Annotated in this window: 17 protein-coding genes and 6 pseudogenes; 19 read left to right on the top strand and 4 right to left on the bottom strand. The window is 68.0% G+C overall.

Translation table 11 applies throughout. The features are described 5' to 3' along the window. Window positions 1–49 precede the first annotated feature (49 nt). The 5 genes and pseudogenes from DTB53_RS07715 (at window position 50) to DTB53_RS07695 (ending at window position 2745) form a co-directional block, all read left to right on the top strand. Entirely contained in the window at window positions 50–1249 is a 1200-nt protein-coding gene (locus DTB53_RS07715; protein ID WP_012382388.1) for an alpha/beta hydrolase, read from the top strand. Window positions 1250–1284: 35 nt separating this feature from the next. Beyond that, window positions 1285–1446, top strand: a pseudogene (locus DTB53_RS37275) (DUF6192 family protein); the annotation flags it as partial. Window positions 1447–1453: 7 nt separating this feature from the next. After that, a pseudogene (locus tag DTB53_RS07705) lies at window positions 1454–1870 on the top strand (RacP protein); the annotation flags it as partial. A gap of 77 nt (window positions 1871–1947) precedes the next feature. Continuing rightward, window positions 1948–2092 (top strand): annotated as a pseudogene (locus DTB53_RS07700) (transposase); the annotation flags it as partial. Between the two features lie 47 nt (window positions 2093–2139). After that, window positions 2140–2745, top strand: coding sequence for a hypothetical protein (locus DTB53_RS07695; protein WP_012382390.1), 606 nt, complete (start codon window positions 2140–2142; stop codon window positions 2743–2745). 315 nt (window positions 2746–3060) lie between these two features. Here the strand turns inward: DTB53_RS07695 and DTB53_RS07690 are convergent, their stop codons facing one another. Next, entirely contained in the window at window positions 3061–3651 is a 591-nt protein-coding gene (locus tag DTB53_RS07690) for a hypothetical protein (protein WP_012382391.1), read from the bottom strand. Between the two features lie 186 nt (window positions 3652–3837). Then, entirely contained in the window at window positions 3838–4857 is a 1020-nt protein-coding gene (locus DTB53_RS07685) for an aldo/keto reductase (RefSeq protein ID WP_012382392.1), read from the bottom strand. A 164-nt stretch (window positions 4858–5021) separates the two neighbouring features. On the opposite strand from DTB53_RS07685, the gene DTB53_RS07680 reads away from it, so the two are divergent. Next, window positions 5022–5615: a TetR/AcrR family transcriptional regulator gene (locus DTB53_RS07680; RefSeq protein WP_012382393.1), complete on the top strand. Its 594-nt coding sequence runs from the start codon at window positions 5022–5024 to the stop codon at window positions 5613–5615. A gap of 471 nt (window positions 5616–6086) precedes the next feature. Here the strand turns inward: DTB53_RS07680 and DTB53_RS07675 are convergent, their stop codons facing one another. After that, window positions 6087–6440, bottom strand: coding sequence for a hypothetical protein (locus tag DTB53_RS07675; protein WP_237528423.1), 354 nt, complete (start codon window positions 6438–6440; stop codon window positions 6087–6089). A 671-nt stretch (window positions 6441–7111) separates the two neighbouring features. On the opposite strand from DTB53_RS07675, the gene DTB53_RS07670 reads away from it, so the two are divergent. The 3 genes and pseudogenes from DTB53_RS07670 to DTB53_RS07665 all read left to right on the top strand — a co-directional run bounded on the left by DTB53_RS07670 (window position 7112) and on the right by DTB53_RS07665 (window position 8949). Next, a complete protein-coding gene (locus tag DTB53_RS07670) occupies window positions 7112–7846 on the top strand; it encodes a hypothetical protein (RefSeq protein WP_075025150.1) in 735 nt (244 codons plus the stop codon). A gap of 114 nt (window positions 7847–7960) precedes the next feature. Continuing rightward, complete coding sequence (locus tag DTB53_RS37270; RefSeq protein WP_256091023.1) at window positions 7961–8092, top strand: hypothetical protein; 132 nt, start codon at window positions 7961–7963, stop codon at window positions 8090–8092. A gap of 169 nt (window positions 8093–8261) precedes the next feature. Then, window positions 8262–8949: pseudogene (locus tag DTB53_RS07665) on the top strand (HNH endonuclease). A gap of 457 nt (window positions 8950–9406) precedes the next feature. On the opposite strand, the gene DTB53_RS07655 reads toward DTB53_RS07665, so the two are convergent. Then, window positions 9407–11383 carry a heavy metal translocating P-type ATPase gene (locus tag DTB53_RS07655; RefSeq protein WP_012382398.1) on the bottom strand — a complete coding sequence of 659 codons (1977 nt, stop codon included), beginning with the start codon at window positions 11381–11383 and terminating at the stop codon, window positions 9407–9409. A 95-nt stretch (window positions 11384–11478) separates the two neighbouring features. Here DTB53_RS07655 and DTB53_RS07650 point away from each other — a divergent pair, with 95 nt between their 5' ends. From DTB53_RS07650 to DTB53_RS36815, 10 genes and pseudogenes are all read left to right on the top strand, one after another. Beyond that, window positions 11479–11841: an ArsR/SmtB family transcription factor gene (locus tag DTB53_RS07650; protein ID WP_012382399.1), complete on the top strand. Its 363-nt coding sequence runs from the start codon at window positions 11479–11481 to the stop codon at window positions 11839–11841. 825 nt (window positions 11842–12666) lie between these two features. Beyond that, window positions 12667–12930 (top strand): annotated as a pseudogene (locus DTB53_RS07640) (pyridoxal-5'-phosphate-dependent protein subunit beta); the annotation flags it as partial. 346 nt (window positions 12931–13276) lie between these two features. Beyond that, entirely contained in the window at window positions 13277–14434 is a 1158-nt protein-coding gene (locus tag DTB53_RS36665; protein ID WP_012377542.1) for an HNH endonuclease family protein, read from the top strand. Window positions 14435–14655: 221 nt separating this feature from the next. Then, window positions 14656–15606, top strand: coding sequence for a hypothetical protein (locus DTB53_RS07635; protein ID WP_106431747.1), 951 nt, complete (start codon window positions 14656–14658; stop codon window positions 15604–15606). Between the two features lie 80 nt (window positions 15607–15686). Then, window positions 15687–16595, top strand: coding sequence for a hypothetical protein (locus DTB53_RS07630; RefSeq protein WP_106431661.1), 909 nt, complete (start codon window positions 15687–15689; stop codon window positions 16593–16595). 24 nt (window positions 16596–16619) lie between these two features. Next, complete coding sequence (locus DTB53_RS37100; RefSeq protein ID WP_012377539.1) at window positions 16620–17645, top strand: ImmA/IrrE family metallo-endopeptidase; 1026 nt, start codon at window positions 16620–16622, stop codon at window positions 17643–17645. A gap of 146 nt (window positions 17646–17791) precedes the next feature. Continuing rightward, window positions 17792–18073 (top strand): DUF3892 domain-containing protein, encoded by a 282-nt coding sequence (locus DTB53_RS07620; RefSeq protein WP_012377538.1) that lies wholly within the window; start codon window positions 17792–17794, stop codon window positions 18071–18073. Window positions 18074–18263: 190 nt separating this feature from the next. Further along, window positions 18264–18968 (top strand): hypothetical protein, encoded by a 705-nt coding sequence (locus DTB53_RS07615; protein WP_146777717.1) that lies wholly within the window; start codon window positions 18264–18266, stop codon window positions 18966–18968. Between the two features lie 116 nt (window positions 18969–19084). Continuing rightward, window positions 19085–19351 carry a hypothetical protein gene (locus DTB53_RS07610; RefSeq protein WP_146777716.1) on the top strand — a complete coding sequence of 89 codons (267 nt, stop codon included), beginning with the start codon at window positions 19085–19087 and terminating at the stop codon, window positions 19349–19351. An 862-nt stretch (window positions 19352–20213) separates the two neighbouring features. Beyond that, a pseudogene (locus DTB53_RS36815) lies at window positions 20214–20416 on the top strand (hypothetical protein); the annotation flags it as partial.

Genomic DNA, 20416 nt, shown 5'->3' with positions numbered 1-20416 from the left:
TTCCGTCGGCGGCCGAGCCCGCCCCGCGCACCCACGCAGGAGCACAGCCATGACCACCCCCAGAAACCCTGCCGGACCGGCCAGCTGGCCGACCCGGATCCTCCGTGGCATCTCCGCGGTCCTGGCCTCCTTCCTCGCATTCCTGGTTCTCGCCATCGTCCTGGGCGCGTACTTTCCGGCCATTCCCAAAGCAGGAGTGATCGGGCCGGTGCTCGGCGGCCAGTACCCGTTCCACATAGCCCTGATCGCTCTTGTGGCAGCTGTCCTCGCCGCGCTGGCCTGGCGCGGGGGTCTGGTGCGCTGGGGCCGCACAGTCACCGTCCTCACGACACTGTGCGCCGTGGGAGCGCTGGCCATCGGCGGCATCCAGTTCCGGGCCGCGCAGAACGCCGGAACGGACATCTCCTTCGGAGAGGCGTTCAGCGAACTCGGCTACCCAGCCGCGAAGCCGGACGCGACGAAGACGTACGCGAGCCCCGAGGGCAAGCCGCTGCAGGTGGACGCGTACCTCCCGGCGAATACCCCGGGCCAGAAGGCCCCGGCCGTCGTTCTCGCCCACGCCGGAGGCTTCCACACCTTCGACAAGAGCGACCTGCGCGGCACCGGCCGCTGGCTCGCGGACCACGGCGTCGCGGTCTTCGCCGTCGACTACCGCCTGGCCGCTCCCGACCGCCCCACCTGGGACAAGGCCCCGCAGGACCTCGTCTCCGCGCTGAGCTGGGTGCAGAAGAACGCCGACGCGTACGGCATCGACAGCTCGCGGATCTCGCTCGGCGGCATGTCGGCGGGCGGCACCCTGGCCATGAACACCGCCTACCGCCTCCACAACGGCACCATCAAGGCCGCCGACGGCGCCACCCCCCAGGCCCCGGCCTCCGTGATCGGCTTCTACCCCGGCACCGACGTCACGCAGATGTGGAAGGACGACGTGGCCGGAACGCGCGAAGCGGCCGAGATGTACACCGGCGGCACACCGAAGCAGTACCCGGACCGCTACCGCGAGGTGTCCCCGACCTCCGACATCCACGCCGGCCTGCCCCGCACCCTGCTCGTGGTCGGCGACCGCGACCGCAGCGCCCGCCCCGAGACCGTGACCGCCTTCGGCGACGCGCTCAAGAAGAAGGGTGTCCTCACCGAGGTGAAGGAACTTCCCTTCGCTGAGCACGCCTTCGACGACGCGTACGGCAGCCTCACCTCGCAGACCAGCCGCCAGATACTGCTCCACTTCCTCACGGAAGACAAGCACTGATCCGACCACACCGTATGGCTCGCCTTGATACACGACGAGGCGAGCCGAGTCTGCGCTACCCGACCCTGTCCGAGGACGAAGGCATCATCGTCCTTCAGAACATCGCGAAGGTCCGAGCGACGCTGGACTGGATCGAGACCACGGTGGACACCGGCAAGGTCGACATGGACGACGAGCACACGGCGATTCTGCGGGGCGGTCGTCGTGCCCCGCGCCTCCCGGCGCAGAGGGAACGCCGCCCGACGGCACGCGGACACTGTTCGCTTCGTCCTGTTCGAGGCCCCGCCGGCCGGCCTGGAGTTCCACCGGCTGGCCCGCGCCAGCGCACTGTCCCCGCACCAGGTCCGGTCCGGGCTGGCCGCGCTGAAGGACGAGGCCACGTCCAAGGGCTGGCCGCCGCTGATCTGCAATCGCGCCGACGGCTACCAGCTCGGCACGGAGCCGGCCGCGCTCGAAGCCTACGCACGGCAGGTCGTGTCCGAGAAGCTGACCCAGTTCCGCAGGTTCATCACCGGCACCGTCTCCCCACACGCCGCCGCCCACCCGAACGACAAGCGGATCCGGCACATCGTCGCCCAGCTCAACTCCATCGAATCCACCCTCGACCTCATCGCCTCAGCCCGACCCAACCCACCCGGCGGGGGCCGGACGGCTTCGCCGTCCGGCCCCCGCGCTCATGTCTGGAGGCTGCTGTCGTCATGCGCCGGCGCCGCAATCCCACCGACACCACCGACACCGAATGGGCGCTGATCGAACCGCTGTCACCCCTCCCGGCCTGCGACACCATGGTCGGGTGGCCGTCCGGAGAAACACCCGAGACGGGAGATCGTGAACGCGATCCGCTAAGTCGTGAGGTCCGACCCGCCGCAGGGAGGGTGAACAATGGGGTCATGCTGGAGTATCTACCGGGGATCGGCGTAGTCCTCCCGGGCGGGGCCGGGACGCTCAGGTTCGGCGCGGCCCCCGATGAGGTCCGCGTACTGCTGACGGCAGCAACCAGGGTCCACCAGGGAATGCAGTGCATGTCACTGACACGCGCCGACTACACAGAGCTCCGTCACGCCCATGACGCGTGGCTCTCCGGCATGCTTTTTGATCCCGTGTGGACCACCATCGCCACCTTCGATGACCTTGTGCTGACCGTCGCGGGCGGCGGACCCGGTCGCCCGGACCGCCTTGCCCGTATCGGCATAGACCTCCATCGCCCCGGGGGCGTGTCCACGACTCCGGTGGTGTGGGACGGTGTCGATCTGTTCGGGCACTCAGCCCAGGACGTCGTATCCGTGCTGCCGGCACCCACTCGCCCGTCCGCACAGTCGTCCTCAGATGTGACGGTGGAGCCGCTGGGGCTACGGCTTCTTAGGCCGCCGTCAGCAGCCGGCGAGCGCTGGTCACAACTGGTCCTGCTCGGTGCCCCCGACGGCTGGGAGCCATGCTGCGCGGGCACCTTCGAGTGTGCCAACGGTGGGGACGGCCTCGTGGGGATCTTCCGGTAGCACGAGCCGTCACAGCAAGGTACGCGGGATTCCGGTGGGCGCCGGGGGCACGTTCATCCGTACTCAGCTGGGGACGTTCAGGCGTACGCCGACATCACTCAATGTCACAGAAGGCAGGGACCGTCACTGGCTGGGCTTGAGAACGGGTTCTGAGCTTGAGTTTTAACCTCTGCGGGTGCGTTGCTCGACATGGCAGGCGCGATACTGGCTGGTCGGGCCTTCTTGCGGCCGATCGCGCCGTGAGCGGTGGACGAGTTGCGCAACACCAGTAGTGCAAGGGCCCGCCCTGCTGGTGTTGCGCAACCTCTCCGGTACTCAGCCGGAAAGCAAGCCTGGCTTGGGGCGCCGTCGTTTCCCCTCGGGGGAGAAGGTGAAGGCTTCATCAAAGGGTGTGTCTGCGAAGCGGACAGCAAGCAGAACCGGTTCGTCGAGCTCGTGCCGTGCGGACTCGGCTGCAGTTGTGCTGCCATTCCAGAGATGGAAGAAGACCATAGGCTCCTCGGGGTCCTCTCCCAGGTAGCCCAGCGTTTTGCTGTAAAGGGGGCTGGTCCCTCCGCACAGGATGGACGGGGGGCCGAACTCGGAGAGGACGTCTGCCCACGAGCGGTCCGTCTGCGCCCACGGGTGCACTCTCGCCCGCAGCGCGTGATGCTCGTCAGCCGGCAGAAGGCGATCGGGCCGGAGCCAGCCGCGGCGGTGCGCGAACTCGGCGTAGACCGAGGCGACGCAGTTCTGGTCGTAGCCTCCCGGCATCAACTCCTCGAACATGCCGCCCAAACCGGTGCTGCTCCCGGCCCCTCGGCTTGCCCAGGAACGCCGATCTTCAGCCCATACCTCGGGCTGGCGTTCCACGAACAGCAGGTGATCCACCAGCATCTGCAGCGCGGCGTCACGCTGCGAGAACATGCCGGGACGCCGGAGAGCAGAGTTCAACTGCTCAACGAGATAGGTGTGTGCCCCACCCCTTTACTGATAGTCCGCCAGGTGACGGAAGACCTATAAGCCGCCCATGAAGCGGAATTTGCTACCGCCATCCACTGCTGCAGCTTTGGGACGTCGCATAAGAGGATGTGGATGCTGTCGCTGGGAAGATCAGCGGCGCCGCAGGGACGGATGGAGTAGCGAGGGCGGGGTGTCGTTCTTCTCGTGTGCGGCGAGGTCGGCACCGGGGGTGACGATGGCGTCGATCGCGTCGAGTACGTCGGCGGAGAGCTTGGTCTCTGCGGCGGCGAGCTGCGAGTGCAGGTGGTCCAGCGTGCGGGGGCCGACGAGCGCGCTGGTCACGCCGGGGTGCGCGGTCACGAAGCCGAGCGCGAGCTGGATCATCGTCAGGCCGGCCTCGTCGGCGACTCCGGCCAGCCGTTCGACGGCGTCGAGCCTGGCCCGGTTGGAGGGGATGGTGGTGTCGAAGCGTTGCGGCATGAACGTTGAGCGGCTGGTGGTGATCTCCCTGTCCTCGCGGATCGCGCCCGACAGCCAGCCCGAGGCCAGTGGGCTCCATACCAGGACGCCGAGCCCGTACTGTTCGGTCACGGGCAGCACATGGGTCTCGATGCCGCGCTGCAGGATCGAGTAGCTGGGCTGTTCGGTGACGTAACGGCTCAAGTGGTGCTCCCGGGCGGCCCACTGGGCTTGCACGATGCGGTAGGCGGGAAAGGTCGAGGAGCCGAAGTAGCGGATTTTTCCCGCGCGCTGCAGGTCTGACAACGCTGACAGGGTCTCCTCATCGCTGGTGTCCGGGTCCCACCGGTGGATTTGGTAGAGGTCGACGTGGTCGACGCCGAGCCGACGCAGGCTGTCCTCCAGCGCGGTGACCAGCCAGCGGCGCGAGCCGCCCCGACGGTTGCGCTCGTCACCCATCGGCATGGTCGCCTTCGTGGCCAGCACGATGTCGTCGCGGCGGCCCGCGATCGCCTTGCCCACCATCTCCTCCGACTCGCCGCCGCTGTACACGTCGGCAGTGTCGATCAGGTTGATCCCCGCATCCAAGGCGGCGTCGACGATGGCGGTGACCTCGTCCTGGGTGGTGCGCCCGATCTTTCCGAAGTTCATCGCGCCGAGCGCGAGGGTGCTGACCTGCACACCGGTGCGGCCCAAAGTGCGGTGCTGCATGACCGTGTCTCCTTATTGCGGGTGAAGCGTGGTGCATGGCATGGCATGGCATGGCTTGGTTGCCGGGCCCCTGCTCTGGCATCATGAGCAAAACGGAACCCCGTTCCGAAACGATACGGAACGCGGTTCCGCTTTTGCAAGTGGCGAGCGGAAGGAGCAGTGCGGTGAACGACAGCGACGAGGGCGCAGGACAGGCAGCCCCGTCCAGGCGGAAGGACGCCCGGCGCAACCAGAAGACCCTGCTCGATGCGGCCGCCGCGGTCTTCGTCACGTCAGGCGTAGACGCGCCGGTACGCGACATCGCGGCCAAGGCCGGCGTCGGGCTGGGCACGATCTACCGCCACTTCCCGACGCGAGCGGACCTCATCATCGGTGTCTATCGGCACCAGGTCGACGCCTGCGCCGATGCCGGTCCGGCCCTGCTGGCGACTAGCCCGTCCCCGCACTCCGCACTAGGGCAGTGGATCAACCTCTTCGTCGATTTCCTGGTCACCAAACACGGACTCGCTGCCGTGCTGCAGGCCGACAACACCGGGTTCGAGGCGCTGCACGCCTACTTCCTCGACCGCCTCCTGCCTGTCTGCACCGAAATGCTCGAAGCCGCAGCCGTTGCTGGTGAGATCCGCCCCGACACCGACGCGTACCAGCTCATGCGCGGCGTCGGAAACCTCTGCATCGGCGCGGAGAGCGATCCCCGCTACGACGCACGCCGCATGGCCGAACTCCTCGTCGCAGGGCTACGCCGACCACACCACTGACCTCGGCGACCTCGCGCGTGCGGCTCTGCCAAAAGGTCGTGCGATCGCCGCCGCCCCGGATCGACCGCTCCTCCCGGCCACTTCGGCATCGTCGAGGAAGCCGCCGCCTCGGCACTCTTCCTCATCCACCACCTGGGCTCAGGCCTGAGCATGACGGCAGCGCGTGTGGAGGTCCTGGTGATCGCAGAGCGCCCACTCCGTGATCACCAGGACCTGTGCCCGCCTCGTCGCCAGGGACTCCCCACGCCGCCTATCTGCGCGACCTCTTACTCACGGGGCTGACTGATGTTCAAGGCCACAAGCTAAGGGCTGGCCCGTATTTTCCGCCGGGTGCCCGACGGCCTCGGCACGTTGTCGGAGCGTCCCCGTGCATTTAGCATGCGGATGCACCTTCGCCTTGCGATGCACCGCGTCTGGGCACCACACGCTTGATCCACTGAGAATTGCGGGACAGCCCTCACGCACCCCGCTTCAGGGCTCCGCCTGTGCTTCCCGGACCGACCTGAGGAAGTCCCTGTCGTTCAGCGACAGGGTGAAGCCGGATGCCTGTGCCTGGGCCCAGTTCTTCTCCGGTTCGGCGCTCGTCCTGGCCACCGCCTGGCCGCGTACGGTCGGGTAGTCCAGCACTCCGGACGGGTCGGAGAGGTCGCCGTTGTCGGGCCCGCCGTTCGGTGGGGAACCGGCGGTGCCGAAGGTGCCGTTGAAGGCGTCCAGCCCGGCTGCGGGCACGTTGGAGATGGTGAGGTCGGCCAGGACGCTGTTGGCCACATCACCGTCCGCGGCCCGGGCGCCCGGGCTGGCCATCGTGAAGCAGGCGCCTGTCACGGCCGCGGCTGTACAGACAGCCAGCGCGGCATGGACCGCGGAACGACGGATGTCACGGCGCATTCCGTGAGAGAGGCAGTGTGGTCGGCATGCACTAATGGGAACGGAACCACGCCGCAAGTCGAGGGATCAGCCGCCGAACAGGTGTGTTGCGTCTTCAAGGGAGTCCGTCAGCTGTTCTGGTGGGCAGCCGCGTCGAGGCGATGCTGGCCGGGGAGCAGGCCGTTCTTGCGCGGACCTGCTCGGGCGCCGTGAGTTGCCGTCACCCGCGCGGCGGAGAAGGTTCAACGCAGGAACGCTTCCGCTCGCCTGCCCAAGCGTTCGAGCGTGGCGCGCGGCCGTACGGAGCTGAGTCAGGCGGGCGATCTCAGCAGAAGATGACCGTCATCGACCGGCGACGCCCGGCCGAGACGGTCCAACACGGGCTTCCTCGTGCGACGGCATCAACGCGTGTTCCTGGACGTTGGCAGGGCAACCAACTCCCCTTCTGATAGGCGTATTTCGTGGCGCCGAAAGGGATGCTGCCGTACCGTCGGACCATGCGAATCGGACGGCACTTGTCGGCGGTGGCGGTCCTGGGCGGCCTACTGGTGAGCGGGTGCACCTCGTCGGGCGGGGCGGCGAGCCCTGCTGCTCCGAGTGCCTCCAGTGACGAATTCGAACCTTCCTACATGCAGCAGATCATGGACTCTCAGCTGGACCGGGGGGTATCCGAGCTGGGTGAGGGTGTCGTCCACCGCCCCGAGCCGGACCGCCCTCTGAGGATCTCACCCTGCCGGCTGGTGGAACTGGCCAGTGATGCGCGCATCACTGACGAGGGGGCGAAAACACGTAAGGCGGTAACCTTACCGGCCTTGTACGAACTGCGCTCGGAGCGCCACAACCCCGGATTCAACGTCAGTATTTATCTTCTGCCCCGGCAAACTGACACATCCAAACTGCTCGCCCAGGTGCTCGCCGCGGCCCGCGGCTGTGGCCCGCGAACCGCCAACGCCCCTGCGTCCACCGTTTCCCGCTCCAAGGCGCCGATTACTACCGCCGCGCAGATCACCACGGGTAAGCACGGCCCGGGTTTGGCTGTCCTCAGCGACGCCCGATACCAGGCAGGGTCGCCATCACCCGGGCCCGACTGGACCATCGGGCCGAACGGGAAGCTCACCCCCGTCCACAAGCTGCCCAGTGCCTCGCCTTCGCCGCTCACGCCGACCGACACGTCCCTGGAGTACGGCCAGGCGTTGGTCTACGGCACAAACGGCCGCTTCTTCGTCGAAGTGCTCATGGTCGCCGAGAACAGGCCGTCGGACCCAACCCCGGCGCCCGGCGCGCAGCCGAGCGGTGCGGCGTACACCAGGGCACAGGAAATCCTCGACACCCTACTGACTGGCTTTCAGGGCGTTCCCGAGTAGACACGACGACCGCACCGGCCGCCCCCGCCCCAGTGCTGCCACCGGCGCTGGAACTGGTTGCCAGCGTCGAGGCGGTCCGTGCACCTCTTTGCGGCCGCAGTCGCTGGTCTCGCGGTGACGGGTCTCCTGTACGTCCTGGTTGACCGCCTGCGCCTCCGGGAGCAGTTGGACGCCGCCGTGCAGATCACCGGCGCGGCATTCACCGCCGCCGGTGTCGGCTGGGGAGTCTTCCGGGCGAGCCGGTGACCAGCCGGGACGGAGCTGTGCCCGCGCCTCTGGCGGCCGTCGGCGTACATCACCTTGGCGACGAACCCGCCCGCTGTGAACTGCTAGCGCGGTTCGCGCGCGATCTCGACCGAGCGAACGGCCTCCGCAGCCCGTAACGGGAGCCCCCGGAGCGCTGGTTGAGGTGATCATGAACCGACGAATGATCACAGCAATCGCCCTTGCAGCCGCCGCTCTGGTCCCGGCCGTCCCCGCCAACGTGTTGCCCATGCCCTCGGCCGCGCAGGCAGCCTCGACGGCGGAGGTGACGACCCTGGCTGACGCGGTCGGTCTGGTACAGGTCACCGAAGAGGACCGAACCGGTTACACCCCTCGTCCTTCAAGCACTGGAATTTCGGGAAAGCTCCACCCGACAGGTGCAACACGGGCTGAGGTCCTCATCGCCGAGGCGGTCGTCGCACCGACCTTGGGCGCCGGCTGCAAGCTCACCGGCGGCGCCCTGGGTCAGCTACTACGACGGCCAGGAGGTCACCAGTGCCGGGGCCCTGGACATCGACGACATGGTCGCGGTCGCCGCAAGCTGTGATTCCGGCGCTTCCGCCTGGACCGCGGCCCGGCGGGAGGCGTACGCGAACGACCAGGGCGCGAACGTCTCGCTCATCGCGGTGACGGCCCGCTCCAACCGGCAGAGGTCGGGCCAGGACCTGGCCGACTGGATGCCGCCGTCCCCGGACGCCCAGTGCCGGTACGTCGCGGAACGGATGTCGACCAAGCTCCGCCGGCACCTCACCGCGGACGACTGAGTACTCGAAGCGCTGAAGATGTACGCCGACGGCCCGTGCGAGAACACCATCGTCCGCTACACCCCGGCCGCCTGACCCGCCCGCACACGGGAACGCCCGCTCGTACCGTCGAAAGACCGATGCCGGAGCGGCCGGGGCCGGTGAGCGAGCGGAGCGGGCACATGGGCGAGATCAACATGAGCAGCCGGTCTGGGGTGGCTTCTCACCGACAGCACCGGCACCCCGGCGCGCCCGTACCAGGAGGCGCTCGCCGATGTGGCCGGCACCTACCGGGGAAAGCCCGTCCTGAAGATCCTGCCGCTGCTGCGCCGGGCCGCGGATGAAGCGCCAGCCCCATGCATAACGCCTATGGTCAGCGTGGCCTTGCGGTAGCCCTGCTCGTGCACGAGGCTTCTGGCTTCGGGCCGGGTGCTGTCTCGGTCACGCACTCGGGATCTCAGACACTGACTCGAGCAGAGCAGCCGCGGCAGACGGTGACAGCGGGCCGTAGGGCCACCGCCCGGGGGAAGATCGGCACGGCGGGTTCGTTTGCTCACGCGGTGTTCTTGGTCAGGCGGGGCCAGGCTGCTTCGCGCAGCATGCGTAGGCCGTTGAGGCCGACGATGACGGTGGAGCCCTCGTGTCCGGCGACGCCGAGGGGCAGGGGCAGGGTGCCGACCAGGTCCCAGGCGACGAGGACGGTGATGAACGTCCCGGCGACGGCCAGGTTCTGGATGACGAGGCGGCGTGCAGTGCGGGAGAGCTGGACGATGGAGGGGATGGTGGCGAGTTCGTCGCGTACCACGATGGCGTCGGCGGTCTCCAGTGCGAGGTCGGAGCCGGCTTTGCCCATCGCGATTCCGGAGTGCGCGGCGGCCAGGGCGGGGGCGTCGTTGACGCCGTCGCCGACCACCAGCACCCGGCGACCCTCCGTCCTCCATGCATTGACCGCTGCGACTTTGTCCTGGGGGAGGAGTCCGGCGCGGACGTCGGTGATGCCGACTTCGGCGGCCAAGTGCCGGGCCGCGCGCTCGTTGTCGCCGGTGAGCAGGACGGGAGTGCGGCCGGTTAGCTCGGTCAGGGCGGCGACGGTCGCCGCAGCGTCGGGCCGCAGCCGGTCGGCGATGCCGAGGACACCGGCCACAGCACCGTTCCGCAGTACGGCCACCGCGGTCCGCCCGGCGTCCTCTAGCTCGGCCACGGCCTCCTTGCACGGCAGGTTGTCGGCGTCGGTGAGCAGCCGGGAGGGTGAGCCGACCTGGACGGTTTGGCCCTCGACGGTGGCGGTGACGCCTTCGCCGGGCGCGGAGGAGAAGCTGGTGGCCTCGGGCAGGTGAAGGCCGCGTTCGCGGGCGGCGTCGACGACGGCGCGGGCGAGGGGGTGTTCGCTGGGGTGCTCGGCAGCGGCTGCCAGGGTGAGCAGGCCGCCTTCGTCCAGGCCGGTGCCGGGCAGGGGGCGGATGCTGGTGACGCGAGGGGTGCCCTGGGTGAGGGTGCCGGTCTTGTCCAGGGCCACGAGGTCGATCTGGCCGAGGCGTTCCATGACGACGGCCGACTTGGCCAGGACACCGTGCCGTCCGGCGTTGGCGATGGCGGAGAGCAGCGGCGGCATGGTGGAGAGCACCACCGCGCAGGGTGAGGCCACGATCATGAAGGTCATCGCCCGTAGCAGCGCGGACTGGAGGCTGTCCCCGAGCGCGAGCGGGATACCGAAGACCGCGAGGGTGGCGATGACCATGGCGATCGAGTACCGCTGTTCGACCTTCTCGATGAACAGCTGGGTGGGGGCCTTGGTCTCGGAGGCTTCCTCGACCATCTTCACTATCCGGGCGATCACTGAGTCCGACGGGTCGCGCTCCACCCGCACGTGCAGGGCGCCGGTGCCGTTGACCGTGCCGGCGAACACCTCGTCGCCCGCCTGCTTGGCCACGGGCAGCGGCTCGCCGGTGATGGTGGCCTGGTCGACGTCGCTGGAGCCGTCGAGGACCTGCCCGTCCGCGCCGACCCGTTCTCCGGGCCGTACCAGGATCGTGTCTCCGGTCGCCAGTTGATCGGTCTCGGCCGTTTCTTCGGTGCCGTCGGGCAGGAGCCGGGTGGCGGTGGTCGGGGCGAGGTCGAGCAGTCCCCGCACGGAGTCGGCCGTCCGCGCGGTGGCGACGGCCTCCAACGCGCCGGAGGTGGCGAAGATGACGATCAGGAGCGCGCCGTCGAGGATCTGGCCGATCGCGGCCGCGCCGAGGGCGGCGACGACCATCAGCAGGTCCACGTCCAGCGTCTTCTCTTTGAGCGCCTTCAGACCCTCCCAGCCGGGCTCCCAGCCGCCGGTGGCATAGGTCGCGGCGAACAGAGTGCCCCACAGCCACGCCGGGCCGTCCAGCAGGTAGATGGGCAGGGCGAGGAGGAACAGCACCAGTGCTGTCAGAGCCCAGCGCGCCTCGGGCAGCGCGAGCAGGCGTGTGCGGCGCCGCGGCGGTGCAGGGCGCGCGGCGCCGGCGGACGGCGCGGGCCGCTGGTCCAGAACTGAAGGCATGACGAATTGACCCTTCGCGGGTAGGGGCGGGGCAGCACATCCACCGTACATGCATATATGAACAGGTCTTCAGTAGTTCTCGGTACGATGGAGGTATGGGCCACGGAAACGTCACGACCAGCAGCGCCAGCACCCGCGAGCGTCTCGACGCCGTCGGACCCGCCGACGTTGCCGCCACCCTCCAGGCGCTCGCGACCCCTTCCCGGCTCTACATCCTGGCCCGGCTCCAGGAGGGCCCCTGTGCGGTCGGCGATCTCGCCGACGCCGTCGGGATGGAAGCGTCAGCCTGCTCGCACCAGCTCCGCCTGCTGCGCAACCTCGGCCTGGTCGCCGGCGAACGACGCGGCCGCTCCATCGTCTACTCGCTCTACGACAACCACGTCGCGGAACTCCTCGGCCAGGCCCTCTACCACGTCGAGCACCTGCGTCTCGGCCTGCACGACACCCCGGCCGAGTGACGGAACAGGACAAGATTTGCGGGCCGCGACCCTGGGGAGCACCGAGCCTGCAGGCGTCGGCGCCCGGCCGCTCCGGCCTCGCGACGCCTCCCGAGCATGGTGCGGACATGGCCGCATCTGCATCCGATGGCAGCCCGGGCGTGCGCGGGAGACTTTGCGTACTGGCTGAATGCGAGCGCGCCACTGTGACTTCGAGTATCCAGTCCACTACTTTTTGCGCATGATCGTTCGGCGCCACAGGCTTCCGCTCCCCGTGAAGGGGTGGAGTCCCGTTGCCGCACTGATCGTTTTTGCCGTCGTGGTCCTCGCCCACCTCGTGGGCGGGCAGCACACGGCTGCCGCGCACTCCGATCTCCCTGCAGTGGCCGCTTCTACGTGGTCGTACGAGCAGCAGATGGCGTCGAACGTCTGCGAACCGCTGCACGAACACCCCGCCCACGAGGTTCACGGGCATCAGGTGGATCGGCCGCGGGCTGCCCCGTTCGGTCACCATGATCCCTCGGCATCGGACGATGTTCCGTCGCTGCCCGCGTCGTCGCACGCCGGAGTGCACTTCGACCGTTCCGGTCCCCGCGTCACCGCCGGCTGGCCATCCGCCGGGATGGCGGCCCCGACGCATGCGCTCCTGTGTATCTGGCGTCAGTGATCGTCACCGGGCCCCTCTGACCGCAGGCGACACGCCTGCGGAGAGCCGCCCAGCGTCCCGCCCGTGAGCCGCATCCGCGGCCGTGGCGAGACCGTGCCGCGATTCCCCTGACACCTCACCCACTCGCCGCCCCCGCGCCCTTTGGCGTGCCCGGGGGCGCGAAGGAGCCGTGCGTCCTGATGACCAGCTCGCTGCTCGATCACCTCCACTCCACAACTCCCGCCCCCGCCGGGGCGCTCGCCCCGGTCCCCCCTACTGCCCGTCGGCCGGCCCAACTGGTCGGCCGCACCCCGGTGCTCTGGATCGACGAGCCCTTCGCCCCCGCCGGGCTCGGCTTCCACGCGAAGCTGGAAGGGGCCAACCCGGGCGGTATCAAGGACCGGTCGGCGCTCCACATGATTCGCGAGGCCCGCCGCCGGGGCGATCTCACCTGTGGTGGCCCGGCTGAAGGTGAGCAGGCTAGGTAAGTCCGAGCTGGCCATTGCTCACTTTGGTGAGCGCAACCTCTAGTTAGGGGTGATCCGTTGCTGGTCTTAACTGGCCTTGGATCGATTTGCTCGTGGTGCCGTTGGCCTGCGTTCTGTGACCTGTGATCCGGCTCAGCCTGCGTTGCTCACAGAGGGCGGATGCTGCGCAGTTTTGCCGAGCCATCGGTGCGGTGGTCGAACCTGCCGCTTGGAGGTGCTGCTCTGGTGGGCCCCGGGGGCCGGCTTACGGCATCGACAGAGCCGCATTCGGTCTGTCCGTCCTGGGGGTCCGTTTGTCGGTGCCGCACCGTAGCGTTACGGCATGGTCAGACGATCACTGACGGACGCTGAAGCGCGGTGGGTGTTGGAGGTGGTGCAGTCCGGCCGGATGACTCAAACCGAGGCCGCGGCGGCGCTAGGGGGCACGTTGTCTCGGATCAATCAGTTGGTCAACGGGAGAACCTATAAGCACCTCCACGGCACAGCCGGAGTACGGGTAACTGATGGTGGCGAGCGGTACGGCATCACCGAGACGCCTGAGCGCCGTAAGTTTCGGGAAGCGAGTTTCTGGGACCGTGTCGACCACTCAGCTGGAGTGAACGCTTGCTGGCCCTTCAAGGGCGTCAAGGGCAACAAATACGGACACACCGCTGCTGGCCAAGCCATGACCGGCTCGGCGAGCGCACATGTCGTGGCCTTCACCCTTGCCAGCGGGCTACAGCAAGCCCTGCCGGGCAGCACGCTGCTCAGACACCTGTGCGACTTCAAGCCCTGTTGTAATCCCGCCCACCTGCTCCCCGGGACAAAGAGCGAAAACAATCGGGACACTTGGGTCGCCCGCAGAGAAGGCCGCACAGGAGCGAAGAAGGTGGCGGAGCCGGTCACGCCTCCACAGGGAGGGTGGAGCATCTCGACAGGAGATCTCGTCGAACTGGACCGCGAGGCCCGTGTATCGGAGTTCTGGGCTCGGATCGATCGCAGGGGCGGAGACGACGCTTGCTGGCCCTGGACGGCGAAGACGCGCAACCACTTCGGATACGGACAGCTCAGGTGGGAGGGCGTCCAGGCAGCCTTGACACATCGCATCGCGTATGCGCTCTCCCAAGGGGTGACGTACAAGGAGCTTGGGCCCGCGGTCATCCGCCACACGTGCCCTGAGAGTACTTACAGGAACAACTGCAATAACCCTCGGCACCTCAGAGCCGGTTCGCAGGCCGAGAACATTGCCGACAAGGCCTTCCACGGGACCAATGCCAGAGGCGAGCGCCACCCAATGGGGCGCAGGTTCCCAGACGCCCTGATCCGCGAGATGCGCATCCGCTTCTGGAGCGTTCCCCCAGAGCGGCGGCCGACGATCACTGCACTGGCGAAGGAAGCCGGAACATCGGTCACCGTCATGAGCCGATGGCTTCGAGGCGAGCAGCGAAACGATGCTGGCGGGCCGATCGCCGCCATGCCTGGCGACTTCCCGCGAGGTTGAGATCCGCTGGCCGAAGCAGTGTGCACCGTCGTGGTGGTAGCCGGTCAGCGAGACGGCGCCCTTACTTCACCGTTCTGGTGGGTGCCGCCTCTCGCAGAGGAGGGCTCGAACGGAGGGAGTATGCGCGTGTCGCATGCCAGGGGGATGAACGCTGGTGTATGCAGGCTTGAAACCTTGCGGCCGTAGACGTCCGCCGGGGAGCAGGGATCGGGGTGGGGCACGTGACACAGAGCGCGTACGAGGAGCTGCAGACCGGCGGGTTGGGGCCGGCCACGTTCGAACTACTGCGGAGGCTGGTTCACCAGGTGCGTCGTGGCACCGGCTTTCCGCCCCCCGAGGGCCACACGGCATGGAGCGATGACGCGGCTTACGACGTGATCAGCGCGATGCTGTCCCGGGAAGGAGCGGGACAACGGTTCGTGACCGCCTGCTTCACCCAGGCCGCCGACGAAGCCTCCCTGGAGCGACTGTTTCTCACGTCGATCAAGAACTTCCTCATTGACGAGGCGAAGAAGACACCGCGAGGCAAGCTCCGGCGCCGTATCGCCCGGCTGATGGGCGAAGACGCGGCCTACCGCAAGCTCAAGGGTTCCCCGCCGCGCTGGGCACTGGCCGACCATGTCGAAGGTGCCGTATGGCAGGGAGACCTCGACGATCTCATCGCCCAGGCCGCACAGGTGAAAGGCGTCGGCATCACCCGCTGGAACCATGCCGGCCCCACACCCCGGCAGACAGTCCACGCCCTGAAGACCGTCCTACTGTCCGTGCTCCGGTACGCACAGGGAGCGGTGCGGGAGGAAGACCTCGCCAAGGTCCTCGAAGCCCGGTTTGATCTTCTGGAACCGGCCCGTTTCACCGCCCTGTACGCCGATGAGGGGACCGTCGCCGAAACGGTCGAACAGCATGCGGCGGCCGCAGCCCCGGACCCGACCGGGGTTGAGGGGGTGGCCGAGGACATCTGGCAGCGCCTCACGCCCAACGACCGCCTGCTGCTTCCCTGCATCGACGAGGACGCCCACCACGCGGCGCAGCTGCTTGAGATCCGGCAAGGCCACGCAGCCGCGGTCCTGTCCAACCTCAAGACCATGCTCCGTAATGCTCTGTCCGCGGACATCGACCCCCATGCGGTCATGGCCGCCCTGCTGCGGCGCTGCAGTGAGACCGCCTCGTGAACAGCCCCAGTTACGTCGTCTGGACCCAGTGAGAAGAGAATGCGCTGATGGACCACAGCCGAGGAGACGGGGGAGACAGCATGAGCTCTGTCCACACCACTGCCTACCAGAGGCTCGTAGCCGCCGCAGCGGGCCTGAAAGTGCCCGATGCCGTCCACCAGGCGGCCACCGCACCACCTCAGGACCCCCGCCCCGGCCAGATCTGGCGCGCGGTATGGGACGACACCATCCAGCTGCTGCTGATCACCACGGCCGGAGACCAGGACACCGCCCGCGCCGTACCGGCCTCCTTCGAACGCTACGCGGACGCCGACACCCTGCTCCTGCCCGCCCCGGCCACGACCCTGGAGCAGCCCTTGGCGCTCTGGTGGGGCCTGGAAACCACTCTTCCGTGGTGCGTACTGGACCGGCCGGTCAGCGAGCTGACAAGCCGCCCCGACCCCCTTACCTCCCGCATGCTCGCCGACACCGTCACCGGCGCCCGATGGGGCAGCAGTACTCTCGTGCCCGCAGCAGCCGGCGAATACCGCGCCGCCCTCACCGACCACCTCGAGGTCCTCGCCTCGGCACAATGGGCCCCGCAAGGGTCAGGCGGCCTCTCCGAACTCCTTCGCGACCACGCCATCACCGTCCAGCAGCTCGCGGCCGAACTGAAACTGCCACCGCCCCTGGCCCTGGACATGTGGAGGGGGCAACAGCCCCTCAACGCCGAGCAGGCCGATACGCTCGCCGCACTCCTCGGCCAGCCCGCCGCCCGCTTCCTCGACACCAACCCAGCTCTGCCGCCCGCCGTCGTACACGAACTCAACCGGCCTCTGCGCCGAAGCCAGGTCAAGAAACTCGCCGCCCAGTACGACGAGACCGAACATGCCGCCCGTCTGCGTGCCGCCTACGGCGTCTACACGCTCGCGGCACGCGACGACAACCGCACCCAGCCGAACTGGAACGCACGCACTGACCGCTACTTCGAGCTCCTCCTGGACGAATAGAGAAGAAGGAGAGGTACGCCTGAGGTGGTCAACTACGTACGCGCCGGCGCCGCCCGCACCCAGGCCGCCGCCATGATCACGGAACTCGAAGCAGCCCGCCCCGGTGCCGCCGAACTCCTGGCGCAAGACGCCCTCGCAAAACTGCGGACCTGGCCCGAGCTCACCGTCAAAGACGTTCCCGAAAACGAGACGGCACAGGGCTGCAGCGTCGCCGGAGCATACGACTACGGCCCCCCGCCCCGCCTGTCCGTCGCCACCTCCGCCAGCCACGCACGGCGGGACTTCACCGCCCTGCACGAACTCGGTCACCACCTGCAGAAGAACAGCTTCGACCTCATGGAGCCCTTCAGCCGGGAACCCGACGGCGGTGTCCTCCTCGAAGACGCCGCCTGCGACGCGTTCGCCGCCCAGATCCTGCTCCCTGCACACCTCGTCGACCAGCACCTGGACGCCAAAGGACCCACCGCCTCAGCTATCACCCTCCTGTGGAAGACGAGCAACGCCTCCCGCATGGCCGTCTGCGTACGAGCAGCCCAGCACCTCCCCGCCCCCGGTCACGTCCTCCTCCTCGACCCCGACGGACACCTCGCCTTCGCCGCCTCCAACGGCCTGCCGCCCCTGCCGCGCGGCAGCTTCCAAGGCGACATCCCCGTCATCGACCGCGCCCTGACCGGCCCAGGCCGCGCACAAGGACGAACCCAGGTCCGCTACCGCGACGGCATCCTCGGACGCGAACTGCACACCGACACCGCCCCCATGGACGGCTACACCGTCGCTGTCCTCGTCACCGACTCCGCCCCCTGGCGCGCCTTCACCCCACCCACCGCCGACACCGGCCCCCGGTCGCGCGACTACATCTGCGCGAACTGCGACGAGAACTACCGCTCCTTCGAACCCGCCTGCCCGCGCTGCCACGTCCCTCACTGTCCCGAATGCGGCAGCTGCGCCTGCCCGCCCCGCACCCCCGGCCGCTCCTGCCCCGGCTGCTTCCTCAAGCACCCGCCCGCGATGTTCGCCCCGGACAGCGACCGCTGCCTCGACTGCTCCTGACACCCCGCCAGCCACACGCGTCCTCCTACCCGCGAGTTACGTCGTCTGTCCCAGGCGAAGCACCCCACCCGGGGTGCTCACGGAAACCGGGCGCCGGCCGCGGGAACCCGTCAGAATGCCGCCGGCAGAACTGCAGGACAGCAACGATGGCCATCCAGATCACCGCGGTACGCCTGACAGCCGGCGGTACCACCCATGAACACATCACCCACCTGTGGTGGACCAACCAGGCCTCCGGCAACAGCGGCAACAACACCCGGGCTCAGCTCGTCGACTGGATCGACAACCAGTCCGGCGAGGCCTACACCGACGCAGCCGGACACCGCACGAAGGTCGTCGTCGTGACGCCCACTCGGGGCGAGAAGTACCTGCGGACCCACGCCGACGGCGTGTGGACCAACAACCTCCTCGCCCTCCCCAGGCGCTGACCCGCCACACTCACCCGGGCCGTCGAACGCGCCGCCCCTCCGGCGGCGCGCCAGACCCCCAATCCGAACACACGATTCCCACTTACCGACTGAGGTGTTGCGTGTGAGTAAACCGGTGTCGCACCAGTGGGATGGGAAGGAAGAAGCGGACGGACGAGGCAGTGTCAGTGCCGCTTCTTACGATCTGGGCATGGCCTACGAATCTGCTCGTGATCTTCCTTCCTATCTGGAGCTCGAACGGCAACTGAAGGTGGTGAGGTTCCTCGGGAGAAGCAATCGGAAGCTGGCCGATGCGATCCGGCTTCAGCTGCGAGAGTTCGGCGACACGGTCGACGCCTTCTATGACCTGTTCGGGGGAAAGCACTGGATCTTCCACGACCGGCTGCCCCTGGAACCGGTGCGGGCCATTGTCGCCAACGCAGGAGAGGATGTGGACGGGGCGGAACGGAAGCTCATCGAGCTCTACCACGACGCCGAGAGTCTGCCGTTCATGATCCTTCCGCTGCGGAAGCTGCCGGCCATGCGCCGCAGGCTCACCCTGGTGGAACGGGCCCGGCAGGACTACTTCGCAGGCCGCTACTACGCCACTGTCCAGGTGCTGCTGAGCGTCATGACGGCTTCGTCAACGGAGTTCGAGAGCGTGCGCCGTGGGCTGCACGCACGCGCTCCGAGGAACTGCAAGCCTGGGACAGCGTCGTCGGCCACCATCGCGGCCTCCAGCACGCCCACAAGACGTTCACCAAAGGGCGCACGGCCACACTGGAAGAACCCGTCTACGAGCCTCTACCGCAACGGCATCGTGCACGGCAGCATTCTCACTACGACAACCTCACAGTCGCGACCAAAGCCTGGAACCGGCTGTTCGCCGTCGCTGACTGGGCCGCCGCGCGCCTGAAGCAACAGGAACACCAGTCCAAAGAACCAGTCACACTCTCCCAGCGTGGGACGCCAGCTCAAAGAACTCACCAGCACAGCCCTGCGACAAGCCGAGATCAACCGCGTCAACGAGAAGTGGAACCCCGGCAGGCATCTCCCCGGAGCGAGACCTTCAACAGCCACCCCGCCCACACTCATACCCGCGAACTGCTGAACTGCTGGATGCGCCGCAACTACGGCTCCCTGAGCGACCTGCTTACCTACGACCTGCACACCCGGCACGGCAAGGCGGTACGCAGCGAGGTCCGGCGGGTCTACGACCCCTTCGTGCTCTCCGCATTCGAGATCCTCTCCATCCATCACGACATGGCAGCAGCCTGCACGGTCACCGCAAACGCTTGATCATGGAAGCAGCGCCACGACTGAGGTTGAGCTGCGATGGGTCAGAGAGGACGCCCAGTCTATCCCACGCCTGAACCCTGGCCAGGGAACTGGCGGCTGGTGACCTGGGATCCTCGCTGCTACTTGGGCCGGATCGCCCCCTCCTCGTCCCGGTAAAGCCCCTTCAGTAACGGTTCCGCTCACGACTTCCCAGGCCGACCCGCTCTCCCGCTTCGCTCTCACTTGCGCCGCTGGAACCCGACCCCCGTACCGAGGCGGCTGGCGGCGCAGACACCCGCACCTTCTGCGGGCCAGCGGTGGTCGCCGGTTAACCCGGCCGAGAGGCCGGTGAGGCACATCACGTCCCCGGCGGCGGAACTCCTGCCGCCGAGAGGCGGATACCGCCCTGACGCGGACGCAGGCCAGCTGCTGGGCTTCCCCTTCCCTGTTGTCCTGCTGATCCAGGGAGGAAGCAAGACCTCACCGGTCCCAGTGAGGCTGCCTGGGGCTGCCGCCGTCCGGTCGAGTGTCAGTGCCGGGTGGTAGAGCTGATAGCGAGAGAAGAGCCAGCAGTTCACTGGGCGGGGCGTCCGCGCCGGTCCGCAGTGGCGAAGCGGTCCGCACACGGGTCCGGCCCCAGCGCACCACACCCGACCGACTCCGCCCGGACCCCAACGGCCCTATCGCCCGCATGACAGGAAGATCCGATGGCCCCTACACCTGACCTGGTCAGGGAGATAGCAGCGATAAGAAGGATGCTCGCTGACAGCGAGCCGGCCCCCGTGCGCTCAAGCTACCTTGCCGACCCCTCACAAGGCCGCCTGTCCATCAAGGTTCAACAGCTCCAGCTCTCGTTCCGGAATGGCACCAACACCCCAGCGGTTTGCTGGTTCCCGCATCGTCGGCGCAGAGCCCTGCCCCCATCGACCTGATGGCCGTCTACCTCACCGCAGAAGAGATCTTCGGGTTCGTACCGCCCAGCGACTACACAGAGCGACAGCTGGAACGGATCCCCCTGGAGGACGTGCTCCGGTTCTGCGCCTGGGCACTCACCGCTCTCGCGATGCCTGATGCCTCAGCGCGAGA

It is taken from the genome of Streptomyces griseus (genome assembly GCF_900460065.1).
GTDB classification, from domain to species: domain Bacteria; phylum Actinomycetota; class Actinomycetes; order Streptomycetales; family Streptomycetaceae; genus Streptomyces; species Streptomyces griseus.
Note: the sequence above shows the minus strand (reverse complement) of the source record. Positions and strands in the feature narration are given on the sequence as shown.